Raw genomic sequence first — 21,499 nt, 5'->3', positions numbered from 1 at the left:
CGGGGACGCGTTCATGCCTTACCAGCCACACGGCACCAACCAGAACACCATTACCAACCTGGGCCTTATTCCCATGGTGGTCGAGCAGACCTCCCGGGGCGAGCGTTCTTACGATATCTACTCCCGCCTGCTCAAGGAGCGGGTGATTTTTGCCGTGGGTCCGGTGGAGGACCACATGGCCAACCTGATCGTGGCGCAGCTCCTGTTCCTGGAGTCTGAAAACCCCGACAAGGATATCCACCTCTACATCAATTCACCGGGCGGTTCGGTCACTGCGGGGCTGTCGATCTACGACACCATGCAGTTCATCAAGCCCGATGTGAGCACCATGTGTATTGGCCAGGCCGCCTCCATGGGCGCCTTTCTGCTCAGCGGCGGCGCCAAGGGCAAGCGTTTCTGCCTGCCCAATGCCCGCACCATGATCCACCAGCCCAGCGGCGGCGCCCAGGGTCAGGCCACGGATATTGATATCCACGCCAAGGAGATCTTGATCATCCGCGAGCGGCTGAACCAGCTGATGGCGGAGCACACCGGCCAGGACCTGGCCACCATCGAGCGCGACACCGAGCGCGACCGCTTCATGAACGCCCAGCAGAGCAAGGAATACGGCCTGATCGACGAAGTCGTCAGCAGCCGCAGCGCGCCAGGCGCCTGATTTCCCTGCTTCGAGAGGGGTTTTTCCGGGCTTGCAATGCGCGGTAAAAACCCCCATCTTTAAGGCGTATGCAGCGCCAAGACCCGAATGGAAGTATGTAGGTCGATTGAATGAGTGACGAAACCACCAAATCCGACGATGGCGGCAAATTGCTGTACTGCTCTTTCTGTGGCAAGAGCCAGCATGAAGTGCGCAAGCTGATCGCCGGACCCTCGGTGTTTATATGCGATGAATGTGTCGACCTGTGTAACGACATTATTCGCGAGGAAGTCCAGGAAAGCGGCTCCGACACCCAGCAGGACCGCCTGCCGGTTCCGCAGGAAATCAAGGCCATCCTGGACGAATATGTCATTGGCCAGCAGCGCGCCAAGAAGGTGCTGTCTGTGGCCGTTTACAACCACTACAAGCGCCTGCGTCACGGCCAGAGCGGCCGCGAAGACGTGGAGCTTGGCAAGAGCAACATCCTGCTGGTGGGCCCCACCGGCAGCGGCAAGACCCTGCTGGCCGAGACGCTGGCGCGCCTGCTGGATGTGCCCTTCACCATCGCCGATGCCACCACCCTGACCGAGGCGGGCTACGTGGGCGAGGATGTGGAGAACATCATCCAGAAGCTCCTGCAGAAGTGCGACTACGATGTGGAAAAGGCCCAGGTGGGCATTGTCTACATCGACGAGATCGACAAGATTTCGCGCAAGTCGGACAACCCCTCGATCACCCGGGATGTTTCCGGCGAGGGTGTTCAGCAGGCGCTGCTCAAGCTGATTGAGGGCACTGTTGCCTCCGTGCCGCCCCAGGGTGGCCGCAAGCACCCGCAGCAGGAATTCCTGCAGGTCGACACCTCCAACATCCTGTTCATCTGCGGCGGCGCCTTCGCTGGCCTGGACAAGGTGATTCGCAACCGCTCCGAGAAGGGTGGCATCGGCTTTGGCGCCGAGGTGAAGAGCAAGGACGAGAGCCGCAACGTCGGCGAGCTGCTGTCCGACCTGGAGCCCGAGGATCTGGTGCAGTACGGCTTGATCCCCGAGTTTGTCGGCCGTTTGCCGGTTATTGCGACCCTCGAAGAGCTGGACGTGCCGGCGCTGGTGAAAATCCTCACCGAGCCGAAAAACTCCCTGACCAAGCAGTACAGCAAGCTGTTTGAAATGGAGGGCGTCGAGGTGGACTTCCGCGATGACGGCCTGCGTGCCGTGGCCGAGCGCGCCATGGAGCGCAAGACCGGCGCCCGCGGCCTGCGCTCCATCCTGGAGGGCGTACTGCTGGACTCCATGTATAACATTCCGTCCCGCGATGACGTCAGCAAGGTGGTGATCGACGAGTCGGTGATCCGCGGCGACAGCGAGCCGCTGCTGGTCTACCAGAACAGCGAGCCGGCTCCCCGCACCGCGTCCAAGGACGATTAGCGCCTGTCGACCCGGCACAGCCGTGCCGGGTCCGGGCATTTGCCTGCAGCCCCTTGTAGCGGGGCCACTGGTCCCCATATAGGGCTGTAAGCCTCGGATTCCCCAACCCGGAGATAAGTATGGGTTCCTCCTCTGTCATCGAACTTCCCCTGTTGCCCCTGCGCGATGTGGTGGTGTACCCGCACATGGTGCTGCCGCTGTTTGTGGGTCGGGAAAAATCCATCGAGGCTCTGGAAGACGCCATGGCCAGCGACAAGCAGGTGCTATTGGTCGCCCAGCGCGATGCCTCGGATGACAACCCCGGTGCCGATGATATCTACCAGGTCGGCACCGTTTCCAACATCCTGCAGCTGCTCAAGCTGCCCGACGGCACCATCAAGGTGCTGGTGGAAGGCGGCTATCGCGCCGTGATCGATGCCGTTGACGACGACGGCCGTTTTGCCGTGGCCGGCGTGCGCGAGATCGAGAGTGACGAGATTCCCGAGGAAGAGGTCGAGGGCCTGTTGCGCTCCACCGTCGGCCAGTTCGAGAAATACGTCAACCTGAGCAAAAAGGTGCCGGCAGAGGTGCTGACCTCGCTGACCGGCATCGACGAGCCCGGCCGCCTGGCGGATACCATTGCCGCGCACATGAGCGTGGATCTGGAGGAAAAGCAGAAAATCCTCGAAATGGCCAATATCCGCACCCGTCTGGAGCACCTGATGGGCCTGATGGAGGCGGAAATCGACCTGTTCCAGGTGGAAAAACGCATCCGTGGCCGCGTCAAAAAACAGATGGAAAAGAGCCAGCGGGAGTACTACCTCAACGAACAGATGAAGGCCATCCAGAAAGAACTGGGCGAGATGGACGAAGCGCCCAATGAACTGGATGAACTGCAGGGCCGTATCGACGCCGCCAAGATGCCGGAAGAGGCCAAGGAAAAGGCAGAGACCGAACTCGGCAAGCTGAAGATGATGTCACCCATGTCCGCCGAGGCCTCGGTGGTGCGCAGCTACATCGACTGGATGGTATCGGTGCCCTGGGCCAAGCGCAGCAAGGTCAAGCACGACCTCAAGCGCGCGACAGACATCCTCAACGCCGACCACTACGGCCTGGAAGAGGTCAAAGAGCGCATTCTGGAGTACCTGGCGGTGCAAAAACGCGTGCGCAAGGTGAAGGGCCCCGTGCTCTGCCTGGTGGGTCCGCCCGGCGTGGGCAAAACCTCCCTTGGTGAATCCCTGGCCCGCGCCACCAACCGCAAATTCGTGCGTATGGCCCTGGGCGGCGTGCGCGATGAAGCTGAAATTCGTGGCCACCGCCGCACCTACATCGGGTCCATGCCCGGCAAACTGCTGCAGAAAATGGCCAAGGCCGGCGTGCGCAACCCGCTGTTCCTGCTGGACGAAATCGACAAGATGGGCATGGATCACCGCGGCGACCCGGCCTCCGCCCTGCTGGAGGTGCTGGACCCGGAACAGAACCACGCCTTCAACGATCACTACCTCGAAGTGGATTACGACCTCTCCGATGTGATGTTCGTGTGCACCTCCAACACCATGAACATCCCCGGCCCGCTGCTGGATCGGATGGAAGTGATCCGCATCCCCGGTTACACCGAGGATGAGAAGGTCAATATCGCCCAGCGCTACCTGCTGCCCAAGCAGATCAAGCAGAACGGCCTGAAGAAGGGCGAGATCGACGTACCGGAGGCTACCCTGCTGGATATTATCCGCTACTACACCCGCGAGGCCGGTGTGCGCGCGCTGGAGCGTGAAATTGCCAAGCTCTGCCGCAAGATCGTCAAGGCCATCACCCTGGAGCTGCAGGGCGAGAGTGCCGTGGTCAGCCCCGACATGCTGGCGGATCTGCTGGGCGTGCGTAAGTTCAACTACGGCATTGCCGAGGAAGAGAACAAGATCGGCCAGGTGACCGGCCTTGCCTGGACCTCCGTGGGCGGCGAACTGCTGACCATTGAAGCCGTGTCTGTCACCGGCAAGGGCCGCCATGTGAAGACCGGCTCCCTCGGCGATGTGATGCAGGAATCCATCCAGGCGGCCACCACGGTGGTGCGCAGCCGCTCGCAGATGCTGGGCATCAGCGCCAGCTATCACGAGAAGCACGATGTGCACATCCATGTTCCGGAAGGGGCCACCCCGAAGGATGGCCCCAGTGCGGGTATCGCCATGTGTACCGCGCTGGTTTCTGTGTGCACGGGCATTCCGGTGCGCGCCGATGTGGCCATGACCGGTGAAATCACCCTGCGCGGTGAGGTGCTGCCTATCGGCGGGCTGAAAGAGAAACTGCTGGCGGCCCGTCGCGGCGGCATCAAAACCGTGATCATTCCGAAAGAGAATGAACGCGACCTGAAGGAAGTACCCGACAACATCAAGGCGCATCTGGAGATCCGTCCGGTCAAGTGGATCGATGAAGTGCTGACCATTGCCCTTGAGCAGATGCCCGAGCCGCTGAGCGACGAGGAGTACCTGGCCGGCACCCTGGGTGCGGGCAAAGACGATGAACAAAGTGAGCAAAACCGCATAAATACGCATTAATACGAGGCTTCCGGTTGACCCAATTCCAAGCTCTGGTATAAAGTCAGCCGACTGATCAGGCGGCTACCCCGGTAGCTTTTAGCCCGATATCTGTAGGGTTTCCGGCATCGTGCAGGGTCGCGGTGCTAACCGCAGCAGCAGCCGAACAGACAACTGATTGCCCCCGCAGAGGCAGGGGCTCATCCAAAACGCCACCTATAAATTCCAAGGGGATAAGTGTGAACAAGACCGAACTCATTGATGCCATCGCAGCCGCCGCCGACCTGCCGAAAGCTTCCGCAGGCCGTGCGCTGGACGCCGTGGTAGACAGCATCACCGAAGCCCTCGCCAAGGGCGAGCAGGTATCGCTGGTTGGCTTTGGCACCTTTGCCGTCAAGCCGCGCGCCGCCCGTGAAGGCCGCAACCCGCAAACCGGTGCTACCATCCAGATCGCCGCTTCCAACGTGCCTGGCTTCAAGGCCGGCAAAGCGCTGAAAGACGCGGTAAACGCCTGATCACGGCGTTCCCCAGCAACCGCTGGCAGGAACACCCGACAGGGTAAGAAACAAAAAAGCGCACGTTCCCGTGCGCTTTTTTGTATTTGAAGAACAGGCGGGCGCCACCGGATGGCGACCTGCCACGCTGCTGCGGCAGTCGTGTTTACATTGAAGTCCATCGGATTACTCTCCCATGCTGCAAGATATTCGCCAGAACGTTCAAGGCACCGCGGCCAAGGTCGTGGTGTGGGTCATCGTGGTTTCCTTTGCCCTTTTCGGCATCGAATCCATCCTGCTCGGTGGCGGCAGCTCCGGGGTGGCAGAAGTCAACGGCGAAGAGATCAGCCCGGCGGAGGTGCAGCAGGTGGTTAACACCCAGCAGCGCCAGCTGATTTCCATGTTCGGCGAGAACATCGACCCGGCCATGCTCGACGAGCAGCGCCTGAGCAGCCAGGCCCTACAGAGCATTATCGGGCGGCGCCTGCTGACCCAGTCGGCCAATGATATGAAACTGGCCGTTTCCGATGCGGAACTGGGGCGCCTTATCAGCGGCATGGAGCAGTTCCAGATCAACGGCCAGTTCTCGCCTGAGCTGTACAAGAGCACGCTGGCCCAGGCCGGATATACGCCGGCATCCTTCAAGCAGGCGCTGCAGCAGGATGTGGTCGTCAATCAGCTGCGCAGTGGCCTTCCCGGCAGCGAGTTCAGCACCCCGGCAGAGCGGGAACTGGCCGCGCGCATCGTGGCTGAGCAACGTGATATTCGCTACCTCACGGTGCCGCTGGCGGCGGTGGAGGCGGGCGTTTCTGTCAGCGAAGATGACATTGCTGCCTACTACCAGGCCAATGAGGCGGACTTCTACAGCGCTGAAAGTGTGACCCTGAACTACATCGAATTGCAGGCGGCCGACTTCACTGCGCCGGCGGATGAAGAAGAACTGATGGCCATGTATGAGCAGGAAAAGGGCGGCTACCAGTACCAGACGGAAAACCGCGTTTCCCATATCCTGCTGACCCAGGGCGACGATGAAAGCGATGCTGATTACGCCGCGCGTATCAGTGAAGTGCAAACCGCGCTCAATGACGGCGCCGATTTCGCCACGCTCGCCGAGAGTGCATCCGACGATATTGGCTCTGCCAGTGCCGGCGGTGACCTGGGTTACAGCGCCGGGGACGCCTTTCCGGAAGCCATGGAAGAGGCCATTGCCGCACTGGATTTGAACACCGTATCTGACCCGGTTACCACCGATGCCGGCACCCACTTTATCGTGGTGACCGAACGCCGTGAGGGTGAGGCACCGAGCTTTGCCGAAATGCGCCCGGAACTGGAGCAGCGCGTTCAGGAGCGCGAGGCCCAGGCCGCGCTGCTGAGCACCGTCGAAGCCCTGCGCGACCTGGCGTTTAACGCCCAGAGCCTGGCCGGGCCGGCTACCGAGCTTGATCTGACCGTTGAAACCAGCGAACCGGTCAGTCGCAACCAGGCTGACGGTCTGTTTGCCAACCCGTCCCTGCTGGCGGCGGCCTTCTCTGAAGACGTGCTGGAAGTCGGGCATAACAGTGAAGTTATCGAGCTGGCCCCGGATCACTTCGTGGTATTGCGCGTAGAGAAGCACCAGGCACCCGAGTTGCAAGCCCTTGCAGCGGTGCGTGATGACATTGTGCTGGCGCTGCGCGACCAGCGCGCCCGCGAAGCCGTTGCCAGCACCGCTGCCCAGGCCGTAGCCAGACTGCGTGGTGGCGAGCGCGTGGAGGCCGTGGCCGAGGGCCTGGGCTTTGAGTGGCAGGTTGAGATTGGCGCCCAGCGCGATTCCGGCATGCTGAACCCGGCGCTGGCGGATGCAGCCTTTGCCCTGCGCGCACCGGCCGATGGCGAGCAGCTTGCTGATTACACCATGACCCCCGCCGGCGATGCGCTGGTGTACCAGGTATCTCGGGTTGCGCCCGGCAAGCTCGCAAGCCTGCCGGCGGGCCGCCAGGCGCAGATCAGCCAGCTGGTGGGTGGCGAACACGGCGCCCTGGTGCAGGAAGAGTACCGCCAGGGCCTGCGCGAGCAGGCCGACATCACCATCTATTAATACAACAAAGCCCAACACCGAACCAAAGGAACAGGGACGTAGTACATGGCCAAGCGCATTCTGACACTCAACCAGATCTCCATCCTCGGGCTGGAGCGCTTGCCGCGGGACAGCTACGAGATCGCCAGCGAATTTGCCCACCCGGACGCCATTCTACTGCGCAGCCACAAACTGCAGGCGGCGGACATCGCCGACAGCGTACTGGGTATTGCCCGCGCGGGCGCCGGTGTGAACAACATTCCGGTGGACGAGTGCACGCGCCGGGGCATCCCGGTTTTCAATACACCCGGGGCCAATGCCAACGCGGTGAAGGAACTTGTCGCCGCCGGCCTGCTGCTGGGCTCGCGGGGCATTCTGGAGGGGAACGACTACGTCGACACCCTGGCGGGCGTGACCGACAAGGCCGAGCTCAACCGTACGCTGGAAGCACAGAAGAAGCAGTTCAAGGGCAGCGAGCTTTACGGCAAGCGCCTGGGCGTGGTGGGCCTTGGCGCCATCGGTTCACTGGTGGCCGAAATGGCGCTGACGCTGGGCATGGAAGTGATGGGCTATGACCCGGCCCTGTCGGTGGACGCCGCCTGGCGCCTGCCGAGCGAGGTGAAAAAGGCTGACACCCTGTCGGCGTTGTTTTCGCGCTGCGACTACATCAGCCTGCACCTGCCGGTGCTGGATTCCACCCGCGACCTGATCAACGCCGAACTACTGGGTGCCCTGCAGCCCCACGCCTGCCTGCTGAATTTTGCCCGCCAGGAAATTGTGGACGAGGCTGCCCTGGTGGCCGCGCTGGACAAGGGGCAACTGCGCAAGTACATCGCTGACTTCCCCTCGCCGGCGCTGATCGGGCGCAAGGATGTCATTCTCACGCCGCACATTGGTGCCAGCACCGACGAAGCCGAAGACAATTGCGCCGTGATGGCGGTGGAGCAGCTGCGGGACTTCTTGGAGAACGGCAACATTCGCAACTCTGTCAACTTCCCGACCCTGCAGTTGGAGCGGGTCAGTGGTTGCCGCCTGGCGGTGACCAACAGCAACGTGCCGAAAATTCTCGGCAGCGTGCTGGCGCTGCTGGCCGATGACAACATCAACGTGATCGACATGCTCAACAAAAGCCGCGACGAAGTGGCCTACAACCTGATTGATATCGACACCACCCCAACGGCACAACTGCTGGATACCATGCGCAAGCTCGATGGTGTTACCAGCGTCCGCCTTATCGGCAGCTGTAGCTGACTTAGCCGGCCAGGACCGGCTCAGGCCTCGTCCGCTGCCGGTACTGCCGGCAGCTCCTCCCCCACGGACACGTACAGCCCGCGCTCATCATCGCTCAACTCTCCGGCGCCGCTCCAGGGCAGCAGGCGCTGGTCGCTGTAGGCGTGAAAATCCAGGAAGGGATACTTGATGATGTCGAAGTAGGGCGAATAGTCGAAGTCGCTCGGTGTGCACAGCTTGGGGTTGCGCATGTAGAGCTTGTAGCGATCGCCTTCCAGGCGCTTGACCAGCGGCAGAATGGGAAATTGTATGCTGCCAAAGGCCTCGGCAATCATGGTGGAGCACACGGTGTGGGTGGCCTTGCCGGGGTTGGACTTGAACAGGCTGGAGCGCCAGCGCCGCGGCAGAATCCACCAGGGAAAGAGAAAGCGGGCCAGGTCAAAAATCTGCCGCACATCGTAGGCGGTGCCGAGCCGGCCGATGGCATAGGCAATCACCTGCTGGCTGTCGTGGTAGCCGAGGTTGCGCGGGCGGCAGATGCGCAGGTGCTCTTCCTCGTAGGCTGTCAGCGGGCGCACGATGGTGCCCATGCCCAGTTCGCTTTCGATAATCAGCTGTTTGTCGGCGGTGCCGATGTAGTGCTGGCGCAGCAAATCCCGGAGCAGGGGGTTTTCCAGATCGTGCAGGCGGCCGATATAGAGCGCCGCGTGCGACCAGCTGCTCTGGGTGATCAGCTTGATCACTTCGCTGACCCGGGAGCGGCCCTCAACCAGAATCACATCGCAGGGTTTGACTTCGTGGCGAATCCGTTCAAAGTCACTCAGTGGCGTGCTCGGGAGAGGGCGCTTGTGTTGCAGCCACCGAATGACGGCCTTGCGCATCCAGCTGATCATACCGTCCTTCGTAAATCGCTATACTCCACCCTTATATCGCAGCGGGAGTTTCCATGCCAGCCTCCAACAGCAGTAATCCCACACTCGATGGCCTGCAGCAGCAGGTGCAGGGTCGTCGCAACTTTGATGAGCCGCCGCTGGAGAAGTGGCATCCGCCGTTGCTGGGTGACATTGATATCGTGATTCGTAGCGATGGCAGCTGGTGGCACGAAGGCGCGCCGATAGCGCGAGAAGAGATTGTGCGCCTGTTCGCCAGCATCCTGCGACGCGAGGCAGACGGCGAGTATTACCTGGTGACCCCGGGCGAGAAGTGGCGCCTGCAGGTGGAGGCGCATCCGCTGCTGATTACCGCGTTTGACCGCCGTGGCGAGGATCTTGTCGCCACCCTCAATACCGGCAAGCAGGTGGTGCTGGATGCTGCGCACGGGCTGTTTCTCGATGAAAATCGCGAGGGCGTGGCCGGCATCCAGCTGAAGCACGGTCTCACCGCCCTGTGCAGCCGGGCCGCCTGGTATCGGCTGGTGGCGATGGCCGAGGAGGAGGGTGGCGATCCGGTGGTGCGCAGCGCTGGCGAGTGCTGGCGTCTGTCGAGCGGATGAGCTGGCACCCTTTGCCTTGCCTGTCTTGCCCTGTTGATGATTGAGCGCAAGCTGCAGGGCACGACCAAGCCAGCAGGTGGCCAAAAAAAGCCTGCAAATGCAGGCTTTTCGAGGGATGTGAGTGAGGCATTTCGGCCCCACTGTGGTCCGTCACATGTTCGGATAATTCGGCCCACCAAAGCCTTCTGGTGTTACCCATACAATGTTCTGCGCCGGGTCCTTAATGTCGCAGGTTTTGCAGTGCACGCAGTTCTGGGCGTTGATCTGGAAGCGCTTGCCGGCCTCGTCCTCGACGATTTCGTACACGCCTGCGGGACAGTAACGCTGGGCCGGTTCGTCGTACATCGGCAGGTTCTGGGTCAGCGGAATGTCCGCATCCTTCAGGGTGAGGTGGCAGGGCTGGTCTTCCTCGTGGTTGGTGTTGGACAGGAAGACTGACGACAGGCGGTCGAAGCTGATTTTGTTGTCCGGCTTGGGGTAGACCGGTTTTTTACTGTCGGCGGCGGGCTTCAGCGTGGCGTAGTCGGGCACCGTGTCGTGCAGGGTGAAGGGCAGTTTGCCGCCGAAGATGTTCTGGTCGACCCACACCATGGCGGACCCCACAAGCGTGCCCAACTTGTGCATGAAGCCGGAGAAGTTGCGGGTGGCGTACAGCTCTTCGTACAGCCAGGAGCCTTTGACCTTGTCGGCAAAGCTGGCGAGATCCTTCGGCGCGCTCTCGCCATGGGCGAGGGCTTCTACCACGGCTTCTGCGGCGAGCATGCCGCTCTTCATGGCGGTGTGGTTACCCTTGATCTTCACACTGTTGAGCGTGCCCGCGTCGCAACCGATCAGCAGGCCGCCAGGGAAGTGCATTTTCGGCAGGGAATTCAGGCCACCCTTGGCGATGGCGCGGGCGCCGTAGGTGAGGCGAGTGCCGCCCTCCAGGTATTTGATGGTTTCGGGGTGATGCTTCCAGCGCTGGAACTCCTGGAAGGGGCTCATGTGCGGGTTGGAATAGTTCAGGTCGGCGATCAGGCCCAGGTATACCTGGTTATTTTCGGCATGGTAGAGGAAGGCGCCGCCGCTGGAGCCAGTCTCCTGCAGGGGCCAGCCGAGGCCGTGCACAACCAGGCCGGGCTGGTGCTTGTCTGCGGGGATCTCCCAGATCTCCTTCAGGCCAATGCCGTAGTGCTGGGGGTCTTTCCCGTCGCTGAGGCCGAATTTCTCGATCAGTTGCTTGCCGAGGTGGCCGCGGCAACCCTCGGCGAACAGGGTGTATTTGGCGTGCAGTTCCATGCCCGGCATGTAGCCGTCTTTTTGTTCGCCGCTGGCGCTGATGCCCATGTCGCCGGTGGCGATGCCCTTGACGCTGCCGTCTTCGTGATAGAGCACTTCGGCGGCGGCAAAGCCTGGGTACACCTCGACACCCAGCCCCTCGGCCTGCTCGGCCAGCCAGCGGCAGACGTTGCCCATCGAGACAATGTAGTTGCCGTCGTTATGGGTGGGCTTGGGGATAAAGAAATTGGGCAGTTTGAAGGCGCTTTTTTCGCTGGTGTAAAAGAAGAAACGGTCTTCGCTGACTTCCGTATTGAGCGGCGCGCCGAGCTCCTTCCAGTTCGGGAACAGTTCGTTGATGGCGCGGGGCTCAAGCACCGCACCCGAGAGGATGTGAGCGCCAACCTCGGAGCCTTTTTCCACCACGCAAACGGTAATCTCCTGGGATTTTTCCTGGGCCAGCTGCATGATGCGGCAGGCGGCCGACAGCCCCGCCGGTCCGGCGCCGACGATGACTACATCAAATTCCATTGATTCGCGTTCCACAGGCCTGTCCTCTTGTCGTTGCTCTTTGTCAGTTTGTGCAGTCGGCGCGGCAGGGGCCGACCTTTGAAAGGGGCGCAAGTATATAATTTTCAAAGATTAATGGCCATAAAGCCGATGAATGGTACGTATAGCTAAATTGACCGTTTGCGTTAACTTTGCTGTCGCCTACAGCTATTGACCTACCCGACCTTTGGCGGCAACATGTTTCGCCGTTAAATCGCGGGCGCCCGATTTTGGCCGCTTTCCAGCCGTTTCTTTACCGCCCTTAATTCACCCACTTACGTCTTACTGTGTTGGAGAATCCATGAAGGTTCTTGTTGCTGTAAAGCGCGTCGTTGACTACAACGTCAAGGTACGCGCCAAAGCCGATGGTAGCGATGTTGACCTGAACAACGTCAAGATGGCCATCAACCCGTTCTGTGAAATCGCCGTGGAAGAGGCCGTGCGCCTGAAAGAAGCTGGCGTCGCTACCGAAGTTGTGGTGGTGTCCGTGGGCGAAAAACCCTGCCAGGAACAGATTCGTACCGCGCTGGCGCTGGGCGCCGACCGCGGCGTACAGGTAGAGACCGAGGGCAGCGTAGAGCCGCTGGTGGTCGCCAAACTGCTCAAGGGCGTTGTCGAAAAAGAACAACCCCAACTCGTCATCCTGGGCAAGCAGTCCATCGATGGCGACAACAACCAGACCGGCCAGATGCTGGGCGCGCTGACCAACATGGCCCAGGGCACCTTTGCCTCGGAAGTCAAAATCGACGGCGACGCTGTCAGCGTGACCCGCGAAGTGGACGGTGGCCTGCAGACCGTCAAGCTGAAGCTGCCGGCCATTGTCACCACCGACCTGCGCCTGAACGAACCCCGTTACGCCTCCCTGCCCAACATCATGAAAGCCAAGAAGAAGCCGCTGGACGTCTTCTCGCCGGCGGATCTGGGCGTGGAAGTGACTTCCCACCTCACCCAGCTCAAGGTTGAACCGCCGGCCGAGCGCCAGGCGGGCATCAAGGTAGCGAGCGTGGACGAGCTGGTCGACAAACTGAAGAACGAGGCGAAAGTAATCTGATGAGCACTCTGGTTATTGCAGAACACGACAATAGCACCCTCAACGGAGCGACCCTCAACGCGGTAACCGCGGCTCAGGCCCTGGGCGCGGATATCGACATTCTGGTCGCTGGCGCCGGTTGTGGCGCGGTGGGCGAGCAGGCGGCTGCCGTTGCCGGTGTCAACAAAGTCCTGGTGGCCGACAACGCCGCCTACGGCCACCAGCTGGCAGAGAATGTTGCCCTGCTGATCGCCGAAGTGGGTGCCGGCTACGACAACATCGTTGCCGCCGCCACCACCAATGGCAAGAACACCATGCCCCGCGTAGCGGCCCTGCTGGATGTGGCACAGATTTCCGACATTATTGCCGTGGAATCCGCCGACACCTTCAAGCGCCCGATTTACGCTGGCAACGTGATTGCCACCGTGCAATCTGCTGACGCCAAGAAAGTCATCACCGTGCGTACCACCGCCTTTGACGCCGCTGCCGCCGAAGGCGGTTCTGCCAGCGTTGAAGCGGTTGGCGCCGCCCACGATGCCGGCATCTCCGAATTCGTCGGTGAAGAACTGGCCCAGTCCGATCGTCCGGAACTGACCGCAGCGTCTGTTGTTATCTCCGGTGGCCGGGGCATGCAGAACGGCGAAAACTTCAAACTGCTGGACGGCATTGCCGACAAGCTGGGCGCCGCCATCGGTGCATCCCGCGCGGCTGTGGACGCGGGCTTTGTACCCAACGACATGCAGGTCGGCCAGACCGGCAAGATCGTTGCACCGGACCTGTACATCGCGGTGGGCATTTCCGGCGCCATTCAGCACCTTGCCGGCATGAAAGACTCCAAGGTCATCGTGGCCATCAACAAGGACGAGGATGCCCCGATCTTCCAGGTGGCGGACTACGGCCTGGTGGCAGACCTGTTCGAGGCGCTGCCGGAGCTGGAAGGCAAGCTGTAAACGCCTGTCAATCCAATCAGAAAAGCCGGCCTTTGCGCCGGCTTTTTTGTGTCCGGGCTATTTTTTCAGTCCCTTCGCAACCGATCCGAAATCGCAATCGGCGTCGGATAATTCAGCACCACAATATATGACGACGCCAGCAGCGTAATAATCGTCGTCGCCTGAATCAGCAGCGAGGCACTCTGCCCAATCAGCCCGTTGGCAACAGCGACATAGGCGATTAACAGGGAAAACTCACTCGCTTGCCCCAGCCGAAAGCCCAGGTCCCAGGCCAGCACGCGCTTCTCGCTCATTCCCTTGAGCAGATAGCGGTACACAACCGGCTTCACGCCCAGCACCAGCGCGGATAGCAGCAGTGCAGGCACCAGCACACTGCCGAGCAGGGCCAGTTCGAAGCGCGCCCCCACCGAGAAGAAGAACAGGATCAGGAAAAAATCACGCAGGGGTTTGAGGTTGACCGCGATGTACTGGGAGATGGGGCTGGTGGCGATGGTAATGCCCGCCAGAAAGGCGCCGATTTCCGCCGACAGGCCGACCAACTCCGCGACCTCGGCCACGCCCAGGCACCAGCCCAGTGCCACCAGGAAGATGTATTCGTGGAAGCGGTCGAAGCGGGTGATCAGCGGCAGCAGGACATAGCGCACCGCCAGCCAGGCGCCAGCGCCCAACAGCGGCAGGGCAAGGAAGGGAAAGATGATCTCCCACAGCATGGCATCCTCACTGGTGTCGCCGCCGGCGGCCCCCAGCAGCACCAGCACCATGATGGCGAGCAGGTCCTGCAGCAGCAGCAGGCCAATCATCAACTCACCGATATGGCGGTGGTGGAGAATGGTGGTGGGCAGCAGCTTGATGCCGATGATGGTGGAGGAAAACATCATCGCCGCGCCGATGACCAGTGATTCCAGCGCTGCAAAGCCGAATGCCATGGCCACGGCAAAACCCATCAGGGCGAAGATGGCGGAGCTGGCGAGACCGACCACGGTGGATTTGCGGATGGTGCTGATCAGTGCGCGCGGCTGCATGTCCAGCCCGAGCAGGAACAGCAGGAAGATGATGCCCACATGGCCGATGTCCGAGAGCAGCTTGAGGTCGGTCACCAGCGACGCGCCGTAGGGGCCGATAGCGGCGCCCAGGGCAATATAGGCAATGATCAGGGGCTGGCGGGTGTACAGGGCCACCGAGGCGAAGATGGCCGCGCCGGTAAAAATCAGGAAAAAGGAAAAGGTAATGCTGCCGCCGTCCATACCGCGCTAACCACCGTGAGTCCATTCACAGTGTACTGGAGGGGAGGGGGAGGGGACAGAAGCGTCCCCGGCATTAATTGCGCCTGATCAGGCCCGGCGCCGGAACAGTGGCAGGGGCTGGTCGATGGCCGCCTGGTAGTGCTCGGTAAAATCGCCGAGGCTGGCCAGGGCGTTTTCCAGCTCTGCCTCGTCGAGCATCTGGAAGGCATCAAAGCCCACCCGGCTGAGATAGTGCAGCTGGTCGCGGATAAAGGCGCCCACCGCTCGCAGTTCGCCGGTGTAGCCGCGCTGGCGCAGCTCCCGGGCGTAGGAGAAGCCGCGGCCATCGGTAAACACCGGGAAGTTCACGGCAACCAGCGCCAGCTCGTTCAGGTGGGGCAGCAGGGCCTCCACGCCGTCGCCGGGCTCGAGCTGCACGGCGCTGCCGGACTTGTCGGCCAGCGTCTGCCACTGGGCCAGTGTGGCAATGGCGCCCGGTGCGGCCTGCTCGGCTTCGGCGTCCGGTGCCTGCCAGCGCTCGTCGGTAACGACTTCGCCGTTTTTAATCAGCCTTGGCATAGACGCGCTCCTTGAAGGGGTCGATACCCACGCGGCGGTAGGTTTCCAGGAAGGTTTCCTCTTCGCCGCGCAGATCAACGTAGGTGTTGATGATTTTTTCCATGACCTCTGGCATGTCTTCCTGCTTGAAGGAGGGGCCGAGGATTTTACCGAGGGACGCGTCCTTGGCCTGGCTGCCGCCGAGGGAGACCTGGTAGAACTCCTCGCCCTTTTTATCGACGCCGAGAATACCAATGTGGCCGATATGGTGGTGGCCGCAGGCGTTCATGCAACCGCTGATATTGAGCTCCAGCGGGCCGAGGTCGTAGACGTAGTCCAGGTCATCGAAGCGGGACTGGATGGCCTCTGCCACGGGGATGGATTTGGCGTTGGCAAGGGAGCAGTAATCACCGCCCGGACAGCAGATGATGTCGGTGAGGTAGCCGATGTTGGCTGTGGCCAGGCCCGCCGCCTGCAGCTGCTGCCACAGTGCGTAAAGGTCCTGCTGGCGCACGTCTGCCAGCACCATGTTCTGCTGGTGGGTAGTGCGGATTTCACCAAAGCTGAACTGGTCCGCCAGGTCGGCGAGCAATTCCAGCTGCCGGTCGGTAATGTCACCCGGTGCGTGGCCGGTCAGCTTGAGGGAAATGGTGACGGCCTGGTAGCCGGGCACCCGGTGCTGCACCGTGTTGCGCTTGATCCAGTTGCCGAAAATCGGGTCGGCCGCGGCCTGTTCGGCGAGGGCGGCCGAGCTCGCAGCATCATCGAAGGGCTCGTATGCCGGGTCGGTAAAGAAGGACTTGGCGCGAGCGATTTCCTCGTCGGTCAGGGTGCTTGGGCCGTCTTTGACCAGGGCCCATTCCTTCGCCACGGCCTCGCGGAAGGCCTCAATGCCCATGGCCTTGACCAGGATCTTGATGCGGGCCTTGAACTTATTGTCGCGGCGGCCGTGCTGGTTGTACACCCGCAGGATGGCTTCGAGGAAGGTCAGCAGGTGTTTTTTCTCGATCCATTCGCTGACCACGGAGCCAATTACCGGGGTGCGCCCCAGGCCGCCACCGGCCAGGACTTTAAAACCGATCTCGCCAGCGGCATTGGGCACCAGTTCCACACCGATGTCGTGGGCGTGGATGGCGGCGCGGTCTTCTTCGGTGGCGCACACCGCGATCTTGAATTTACGCGGCAGGAAGGCGAATTCGGGGTGGAAGGTGCTCCACTGGCGAATGATTTCGCACCAGGGGCGGGGGTCTTCCAACTCGTCCCGCGCCACGCCGGCAAACTGGTCGGTGGTGGTGTTGCGAATGCAGTTGCCACTGGTCTGCACGGCGTGCATCTGCACCTCGGCCAGTTCCGCCAGGATGTCCGGCACCTCTTCCAGCAGGGGCCAGTTAAGCTGGATGTTCTGCCGGGTGCTGACGTGGGCGTAGCCCTTGTCGTAGTGGCGGGTGATGTAGGCGAGCTTGCGCAGCTGTTTTGAATTGAGCAGGCCGTAGGGCACGGCAATGCGCATCATCGGCGCCAGGCGCTGGATATACAGGCCGTTCTGCAGGCGCAGGGGCAGGAACTGCTCGTCGGTGATTTTGCCGGCGAGGTAACGCTGGGTCTGGTCCCGGAACTGGGCCACGCGCTCGTCGATGATGCGCTGGTCATATTGGTCGTAAACGTACATCAGGTGGATCCTGTCACCACTGGCTGGTTCGCGTTGGGGCGCTACCATACCAGAAAAGGTTATGGGTTAAATATGCCTTCTTTTCATAAGGTTAGAACCCGATTTGCCGGCCAGGGCAAGGCCTTGCCGGGCGCCTTCCCAAGTGGCCGAGCACTGCTATAATGGCCGGCGCAACCGCGTTCACTGACGATCAATAAGGAGTCTCAATGTCAGGTCAATCCCAGCACACCGACGGCAGCGCCGACGCAATTGCGGCCACCGCCATTATCACCATCGTAGTTTTCAGCCTGTATCTGTGGCTGTCTGGCATGCCGCAATAAGCACGCGCCAAAGGCGCCGCTCACGCCCTAGTGGCCGGCGTTTTTCAGTACCAGCTGCACCACCGTATACACGGTGCCCATGAACAGCAGGGTGAAGATAATCCCCGCGGCGATAAACACCCCGAACCGGCCCTGCTTGAAATCCCTTTCGCGATTGCGACTGCTCTGAACCCCGAAGCCGGCGGCGAAGACCGAGCTTACAACCTGCCAGGGGCTGAGTTTTTCCTTGTCGTTTGTCGGTGGTTTTTGCTCATCCATGGCAGCACTCTCAGGCATTCAGGTTGGGCGCCAGCCAGCGCGCCATTTCACGTTCTTCCAGGCCCTTGCGGCGGGCGATGTCTTCCACCTGATCGCGGCCGATCTTGCCGATGGCAAAGTAGCGCGATTCGGGGTGGGAGAAGTACCAGCCGCTGACCGCCGATGCCGGCAGCATGGCAAAGCTGTCGGACAGCTCCACGCCAGTGGTGGCCGTGGCGTCGAGCAGACGGAACAGGGTGGCCTTTTCCGTGTGGTCGGGGCAGGCGGGGTAGCCGGGCGCCGGACGGATGCCCTGGTAGCGCTCGCGAATCAGCTCTTCGTTGCTTAGCTGTTCCTGGGGCTGGTAGCCCCACAACTCAGTGCGCACTTTGCGGTGCATGTATTCCGCCAGGGCCTCGGCCAGGCGATCGGCCAACGCGCGCAGCATGATACTGTTGTAGTCGTCGTGATCGGCCTGGTAGGCCTTCACCCGCTCCATCACGCCGTGGCCGGTTGTTACGCAAAAGCCGCCAACGTAGTCGGCCAGGCCGCTGTCCTCGGGCGCGATGTAGTCCGCCAGGCAGAAGTTGGCTTCGCCGCCGGGCTTTTCCATCTGCTGGCGCAGGTGGTGGAGGGTTTCCAACTCTTCGCTGCGGCTGTCGTCGCTGTAAAGCACAATGTCGTCGCCGCGGCGAGCCGCTGGCCAGAAGCCGACAACCGCCTGCGCCTTCAGCCATTGTTCATCGATAATCCGCCGCAGCATGGCCTGGGCGTCGGCAAACAGATCCTGTGCCTGGGCGCCTACCTTGTCGTCTTCGAGAATGGCCGGGTACTTGCCGGCCAGTTCCCAGGAGATGAAAAACGGCGTCCAGTCGATCACCTCCAGCAGCGCCTCGATCGGTACTTCAAGCACCCGGGTGCCGGTGAAACTCGGCACCGGCGGCGTGTAGCTGGCCCAATCCAGTACCGGGCCGTTGGCGGCGGCTTCGGCGTAGGGCAGGGTGCGGGTGCGGGGTTGGCGATTGGCCACCCGTTCGCGCACCACGGTGTACTCTTCTTTGAGGCCCGCCACATAGGCGGCCTTGTTGCTGCCCATCAACTGGGTGGCCACCGCCACACTGCGGGAGGCATCGGGCACGTACACCACCTGGTCGTTCTGGTAGTGGGGCTCGATCTTGACCGCGGTGTGGGCCTTGGAGGTGGTGGCGCCGCCGATCATCAACGGCACCTGAAAGTCCAGCCGCTGCATTTCGCTGGCCACATGCACCATTTCGTCGAGGGACGGCGTGATCAGGCCGGACAGGCCGATGATATCGACGTTCTCCGCCTGCGCTACCCGCAGGATTTCCTCGCAGTGCACCATCACCCCAAGGTCGATCACTTCAAAGTTGTTGCACTGCAACACAACGCCCACGATGTTCTTGCCGATGTCGTGCACATCGCCTTTCACCGTGGCCATCAGGATTTTGCCGTTGCTCTTGCTGCCTTCCTGCTTTTCGGCCTCGATATAGGGCTGCAGATAGGCCACGGCCTGTTTCATGACCCGGGCGCTTTTCACCACCTGGGGCAGGAACATCTTGCCCTCGCCAAACAGATCACCGACCACGTTCATGCCATCCATCAGCGGCCCTTCGATGACCTCGATGGGTTGGTTAAACACCTGGCGGGCCGCCTCGGCGTCTTCGATGATGTAGGTGTTGATGCCTTTGACCAGGGCGTATTCGATACGCTTGGCCACATCCGACTCGCGCCAGCTCAGGTCTTCCTTGCGCTCGCCGCCACCGCCGCTGTCGCGGTAGCGCTCGGCCAACTCCAGCAGTCGCTCGGTGCCATCGTCGCGGCGGTTGAGGATGACATCCTCCACCGCCTCGCGCAGTTCGCCGGGCAACTCGTCGTACACCGCCAGCTGTCCCGCGTTGACGATGCCCATGTCCATGCCGGCGCGAATGGCGTGGTAGAGGAACACCGAGTGAATGGCCTCGCGCACCGGGTTATTGCCACGAAAGGAAAAGGACACATTGGACACCCCGCCAGACACCAGCGCGCCGGGCAGGTTTTCCTTGATGAAGCGCGTGCCTTCGATGAAGTCGACGGCGTAGTTGTTGTGCTCCTCGATCCCGGTGGCTACCGCGAAAATGTTCGGGTCGAAGATAATATCGCTGGGGTTGAACCCGGCCTCGTTCACCAGCAGGTCGTAACTGCGCTGGCAGATCTGCTGGCGCCGCTCGAGGTTATCGGCCTGGCCGTTTTCGTCGAAGGCCATCACCACTACCGCCGCGCCATAGCGCCGGCACAGGCGGGCCTGCTCCAGGAATTCGGCTTCGCCGGCCTTGAGGCTGATGGAGTTCACCACCGGCTTGCCCTGGATGCATTTGAGGCCGGCCTCGATGACGCTCCACTTGGAGGAGTCCACCATGATCGGCACGCGGGTGATGTCCGGCTCCGAGGCCACCAGGTTGAGGAAGGTGACCATGGCCTTCTCGGCATCCAGCATGCCTTCGTCCATGTTCACGTCGATCACCTGGGCGCCGTCTTCCACCTGGGTGCGCGCAACGCTCAGGGCCGCCTCGAAATCACCATCCAGTATCAACCGCTTGAAGGCGGCGGAGCCGGTGACGTTACAGCGCTCGCCCACGTTCACAAAAAGCGAGTCGGCGGTGATGTTGAAGGGCTCCAGGCCCGACAGGCGACAGGCCGGCGCCGGGGTGGGCAGGGGGCGCGGGGCAATGCCTTGCACCGCGCGGGCAATGGCGGCAATGTGGGCCGGCGTGGTGCCGCAGCAGCCACCGGCGAGGTTCAGCATGCCGCGTTCGGCAAAACCGCGGAAGTCCTCGAACATGTCTTCGGGGGTTTCGTCGTACTCGCCAAAGGCATTGGGCAGGCCGGCGTTCAAGTGGGCGCTGAAATAGCAGGCCGCCACCGTGGACAGCTCCTCCAGAAATGGCCGTATCTCCTTGAAGCGCCGGCCGCAGTTGCTGCCGACAATCAGCGGCTTGGCATGGGCAATGGCGTTCCAGAATGCCTCGGGGCTCTGGCCCGAGAGAACCCGGCCGCTGGTGTCGGGGAAGGTCACCGAAATCATCAGCGGCAGCTCGGTGCCAAGTTCTTCCTGCACGCCCTGTACGGCGAAAATGGCCGCCTTGGCGTTCAGGGTGTCGAAGATGGTTTCGATCATCAGCAGGTCGGCACCGCCCTCGATCAGCGCGCGGGTGGCCTCGCTGTAGTCGCTCACCAGTTCGTCAAAGCGGATGTTGCGGGCGCCGGGGTCGTTCACGTCGGGTGAGATGGATGCGGTGCGCGGGGTCGGCCCCAGCACGCCGGCAACGTAGCGCGGCTTGTTCGGGGTTTTGGTCGTCTGGGCGTCGGCGACTTCCCGGGCCAGTCTGGCACCGGCCACGTTCAGCTCGTACACCGCGGCCTGCAGGTCGTAGTCGCCCTGGGCCACGGCGGTGCTGTTAAAGGTATTGGTTTCGATGATGTCGGCGCCGGCGTCCAGAAACTCCTGGTGCAGGCGCTTGATGACATCGGGGCGGGTCAGCGACAGCAGGTCGTTATTGCCCTTGAGATCGCCGGGGTGATCGGCAAAACGCTCGCCGCGGTAGTCCTCCTCGGTCAGCCCCTGAGCCTGAATCATGGTGCCCATGGCGCCGTCCAGCACCAGGATACGCTCGTTCAGGGCCCGCTCGATGGCGGAGGGGGAGGGCTTGCGGGTAGGCATGGTTACATCCTGCGGTTCAATTGCGCTGTTTCACGGTGCCAGCCGGCCGCCAGGGCCGGCGAGAGGGCGCGTATTCTAGCAGAACGAGGCCGGCAAGGGCGTTCAAATTCAAAGACTTCTCGTAGATAGCTAGAGAGGGTGCTAGAATACC

The 21,499-nt window shown here is 61.8% G+C and carries 17 protein-coding genes; 10 read left to right on the top strand and 7 right to left on the bottom strand.

What is annotated here, in order from left to right:
- Positions 1 to 13 precede the first annotated feature (13 nt).
- From clpP to DDZ17_RS01265, 6 genes are all read left to right on the top strand, one after another.
- Entirely contained in the window at positions 14 to 655 is a 642-nt protein-coding gene (gene clpP, locus DDZ17_RS01290) for an ATP-dependent Clp endopeptidase proteolytic subunit ClpP (protein ID WP_116364152.1), read from the top strand.
- A gap of 110 nt (positions 656 to 765) precedes the next feature.
- Positions 766 to 2,055 carry an ATP-dependent Clp protease ATP-binding subunit ClpX gene (gene clpX, locus DDZ17_RS01285; RefSeq protein WP_116364151.1) on the top strand — a complete coding sequence of 430 codons (1,290 nt, stop codon included), beginning with the start codon at positions 766 to 768 and terminating at the stop codon, positions 2,053 to 2,055.
- A 119-nt stretch (positions 2,056 to 2,174) separates the two neighbouring features.
- Complete coding sequence (lon, locus tag DDZ17_RS01280; protein WP_116364150.1) at positions 2,175 to 4,586, top strand: endopeptidase La; 2,412 nt, start codon at positions 2,175 to 2,177, stop codon at positions 4,584 to 4,586.
- 218 nt (positions 4,587 to 4,804) lie between these two features.
- Complete coding sequence (locus DDZ17_RS01275) at positions 4,805 to 5,080, top strand: HU family DNA-binding protein (protein ID WP_116364149.1); 276 nt, start codon at positions 4,805 to 4,807, stop codon at positions 5,078 to 5,080.
- Positions 5,081 to 5,255: 175 nt separating this feature from the next.
- Positions 5,256 to 7,136: a SurA N-terminal domain-containing protein gene (locus DDZ17_RS01270; protein ID WP_116364148.1), complete on the top strand. Its 1,881-nt coding sequence runs from the start codon at positions 5,256 to 5,258 to the stop codon at positions 7,134 to 7,136.
- A gap of 45 nt (positions 7,137 to 7,181) precedes the next feature.
- Complete coding sequence (locus DDZ17_RS01265) at positions 7,182 to 8,366, top strand: phosphoglycerate dehydrogenase (RefSeq protein WP_116364147.1); 1,185 nt, start codon at positions 7,182 to 7,184, stop codon at positions 8,364 to 8,366.
- 20 nt (positions 8,367 to 8,386) lie between these two features.
- Here DDZ17_RS01265 and DDZ17_RS01260 read toward each other — a convergent pair whose 3' ends face one another.
- Complete coding sequence (locus DDZ17_RS01260; protein ID WP_116364146.1) at positions 8,387 to 9,238, bottom strand: YiiX/YebB-like N1pC/P60 family cysteine hydrolase; 852 nt, start codon at positions 9,236 to 9,238, stop codon at positions 8,387 to 8,389.
- A 53-nt stretch (positions 9,239 to 9,291) separates the two neighbouring features.
- On the opposite strand from DDZ17_RS01260, the gene DDZ17_RS01255 reads away from it, so the two are divergent.
- Entirely contained in the window at positions 9,292 to 9,837 is a 546-nt protein-coding gene (locus tag DDZ17_RS01255) for a DUF1285 domain-containing protein (RefSeq protein WP_116364145.1), read from the top strand.
- 150 nt (positions 9,838 to 9,987) lie between these two features.
- Here DDZ17_RS01255 and DDZ17_RS01250 read toward each other — a convergent pair whose 3' ends face one another.
- Positions 9,988 to 11,640 carry an electron transfer flavoprotein-ubiquinone oxidoreductase gene (locus DDZ17_RS01250; RefSeq protein WP_116364144.1) on the bottom strand — a complete coding sequence of 551 codons (1,653 nt, stop codon included), beginning with the start codon at positions 11,638 to 11,640 and terminating at the stop codon, positions 9,988 to 9,990.
- A gap of 304 nt (positions 11,641 to 11,944) precedes the next feature.
- Between DDZ17_RS01250 and DDZ17_RS01245 the strand changes: the two genes are divergently transcribed.
- Both DDZ17_RS01245 and DDZ17_RS01240 read left to right on the top strand, forming a co-directional pair.
- Positions 11,945 to 12,694, top strand: coding sequence for an electron transfer flavoprotein subunit beta/FixA family protein (locus DDZ17_RS01245; RefSeq protein WP_116364143.1), 750 nt, complete (start codon positions 11,945 to 11,947; stop codon positions 12,692 to 12,694).
- On the top strand, positions 12,694 to 13,623 hold the full coding sequence (locus tag DDZ17_RS01240; RefSeq protein WP_116364142.1) for an electron transfer flavoprotein subunit alpha/FixB family protein: 930 nt from the start codon (positions 12,694 to 12,696) through the stop codon (positions 13,621 to 13,623). The genes DDZ17_RS01245 and DDZ17_RS01240 overlap by 1 nt, the downstream gene beginning before the upstream one ends.
- 65 nt (positions 13,624 to 13,688) lie before the next feature.
- On the opposite strand, the gene DDZ17_RS01235 is transcribed toward DDZ17_RS01240, so the two are convergent.
- The 3 genes from DDZ17_RS01235 to DDZ17_RS01225 form a co-directional block, all read right to left on the bottom strand.
- Complete coding sequence (locus tag DDZ17_RS01235; RefSeq protein WP_116364141.1) at positions 13,689 to 14,867, bottom strand: cation:proton antiporter domain-containing protein; 1,179 nt, start codon at positions 14,865 to 14,867, stop codon at positions 13,689 to 13,691.
- Positions 14,868 to 14,954: 87 nt separating this feature from the next.
- Positions 14,955 to 15,425: a DUF934 domain-containing protein gene (locus DDZ17_RS01230; RefSeq protein WP_116364140.1), complete on the bottom strand. Its 471-nt coding sequence runs from the start codon at positions 15,423 to 15,425 to the stop codon at positions 14,955 to 14,957.
- Positions 15,409 to 17,073 carry a nitrite/sulfite reductase gene (locus tag DDZ17_RS01225; RefSeq protein ID WP_116364139.1) on the bottom strand — a complete coding sequence of 555 codons (1,665 nt, stop codon included), beginning with the start codon at positions 17,071 to 17,073 and terminating at the stop codon, positions 15,409 to 15,411. Before DDZ17_RS01225 ends, DDZ17_RS01230 begins: the two co-directional genes overlap by 17 nt.
- Before the next feature lie 206 nt (positions 17,074 to 17,279).
- Between DDZ17_RS01225 and DDZ17_RS22655 the strand changes: the two genes are divergently transcribed.
- Positions 17,280 to 17,393, top strand: a complete 114-nt coding sequence (locus DDZ17_RS22655; RefSeq protein WP_193940521.1) for a methionine synthase — start codon at positions 17,280 to 17,282, stop codon at positions 17,391 to 17,393.
- 27 nt (positions 17,394 to 17,420) lie between these two features.
- Here the strand turns inward: DDZ17_RS22655 and DDZ17_RS01220 are convergent, their stop codons facing one another.
- Together DDZ17_RS01220 and metH are read right to left on the bottom strand one after the other, a co-directional pair.
- Positions 17,421 to 17,651, bottom strand: a complete 231-nt coding sequence (locus tag DDZ17_RS01220) for a DUF2970 domain-containing protein (RefSeq protein WP_116364138.1) — start codon at positions 17,649 to 17,651, stop codon at positions 17,421 to 17,423.
- A 10-nt stretch (positions 17,652 to 17,661) separates the two neighbouring features.
- Complete coding sequence (gene metH / locus DDZ17_RS01215) at positions 17,662 to 21,348, bottom strand: methionine synthase (RefSeq protein WP_116364137.1); 3,687 nt, start codon at positions 21,346 to 21,348, stop codon at positions 17,662 to 17,664.
- Between the last annotated feature and the right edge of the window lie 151 nt (positions 21,349 to 21,499).

Source organism: Parahaliea mediterranea (assembly GCF_003402235.1).
Classification (GTDB): Bacteria; Pseudomonadota; Gammaproteobacteria; order Pseudomonadales; family Halieaceae; genus Parahaliea; species Parahaliea mediterranea.
This window is presented reverse-complemented; position numbering and strand designations above follow the sequence as displayed.

What these genes read in the sequence shown, in the direction of transcription:
- DDZ17_RS01235 (WP_116364141.1), bottom strand. Translation starts at nt 14,867, where the DNA reads ATGGACGGCGGCAGCATTACCTTTTCCTTTTTCCTGATTTTTACCGGC.
- DDZ17_RS01220 (WP_116364138.1), bottom strand. Translation starts at nt 17,651, where the DNA reads ATGGATGAGCAAAAACCACCGACAAACGACAAGGAAAAACTCAGCCCC.
- clpP (WP_116364152.1), top strand. Translation starts at nt 14, where the DNA reads ATGCCTTACCAGCCACACGGCACCAACCAGAACACCATTACCAACCTG.
- DDZ17_RS01245 (WP_116364143.1), top strand. Translation starts at nt 11,945, where the DNA reads ATGAAGGTTCTTGTTGCTGTAAAGCGCGTCGTTGACTACAACGTCAAG.
- lon (WP_116364150.1), top strand. Translation starts at nt 2,175, where the DNA reads ATGGGTTCCTCCTCTGTCATCGAACTTCCCCTGTTGCCCCTGCGCGAT.
- DDZ17_RS01265 (WP_116364147.1), top strand. Translation starts at nt 7,182, where the DNA reads ATGGCCAAGCGCATTCTGACACTCAACCAGATCTCCATCCTCGGGCTG.
- DDZ17_RS01240 (WP_116364142.1), top strand. Translation starts at nt 12,694, where the DNA reads ATGAGCACTCTGGTTATTGCAGAACACGACAATAGCACCCTCAACGGA.
- DDZ17_RS01260 (WP_116364146.1), bottom strand. Translation starts at nt 9,238, where the DNA reads ATGATCAGCTGGATGCGCAAGGCCGTCATTCGGTGGCTGCAACACAAG.
- DDZ17_RS01255 (WP_116364145.1), top strand. Translation starts at nt 9,292, where the DNA reads ATGCCAGCCTCCAACAGCAGTAATCCCACACTCGATGGCCTGCAGCAG.
- metH (WP_116364137.1), bottom strand. Translation starts at nt 21,348, where the DNA reads ATGCCTACCCGCAAGCCCTCCCCCTCCGCCATCGAGCGGGCCCTGAAC.
- clpX (WP_116364151.1), top strand. Translation starts at nt 766, where the DNA reads ATGAGTGACGAAACCACCAAATCCGACGATGGCGGCAAATTGCTGTAC.
- DDZ17_RS22655 (WP_193940521.1), top strand. Translation starts at nt 17,280, where the DNA reads ATGTCAGGTCAATCCCAGCACACCGACGGCAGCGCCGACGCAATTGCG.
- DDZ17_RS01230 (WP_116364140.1), bottom strand. Translation starts at nt 15,425, where the DNA reads ATGCCAAGGCTGATTAAAAACGGCGAAGTCGTTACCGACGAGCGCTGG.
- DDZ17_RS01270 (WP_116364148.1), top strand. Translation starts at nt 5,256, where the DNA reads ATGCTGCAAGATATTCGCCAGAACGTTCAAGGCACCGCGGCCAAGGTC.
- DDZ17_RS01225 (WP_116364139.1), bottom strand. Translation starts at nt 17,073, where the DNA reads ATGTACGTTTACGACCAATATGACCAGCGCATCATCGACGAGCGCGTG.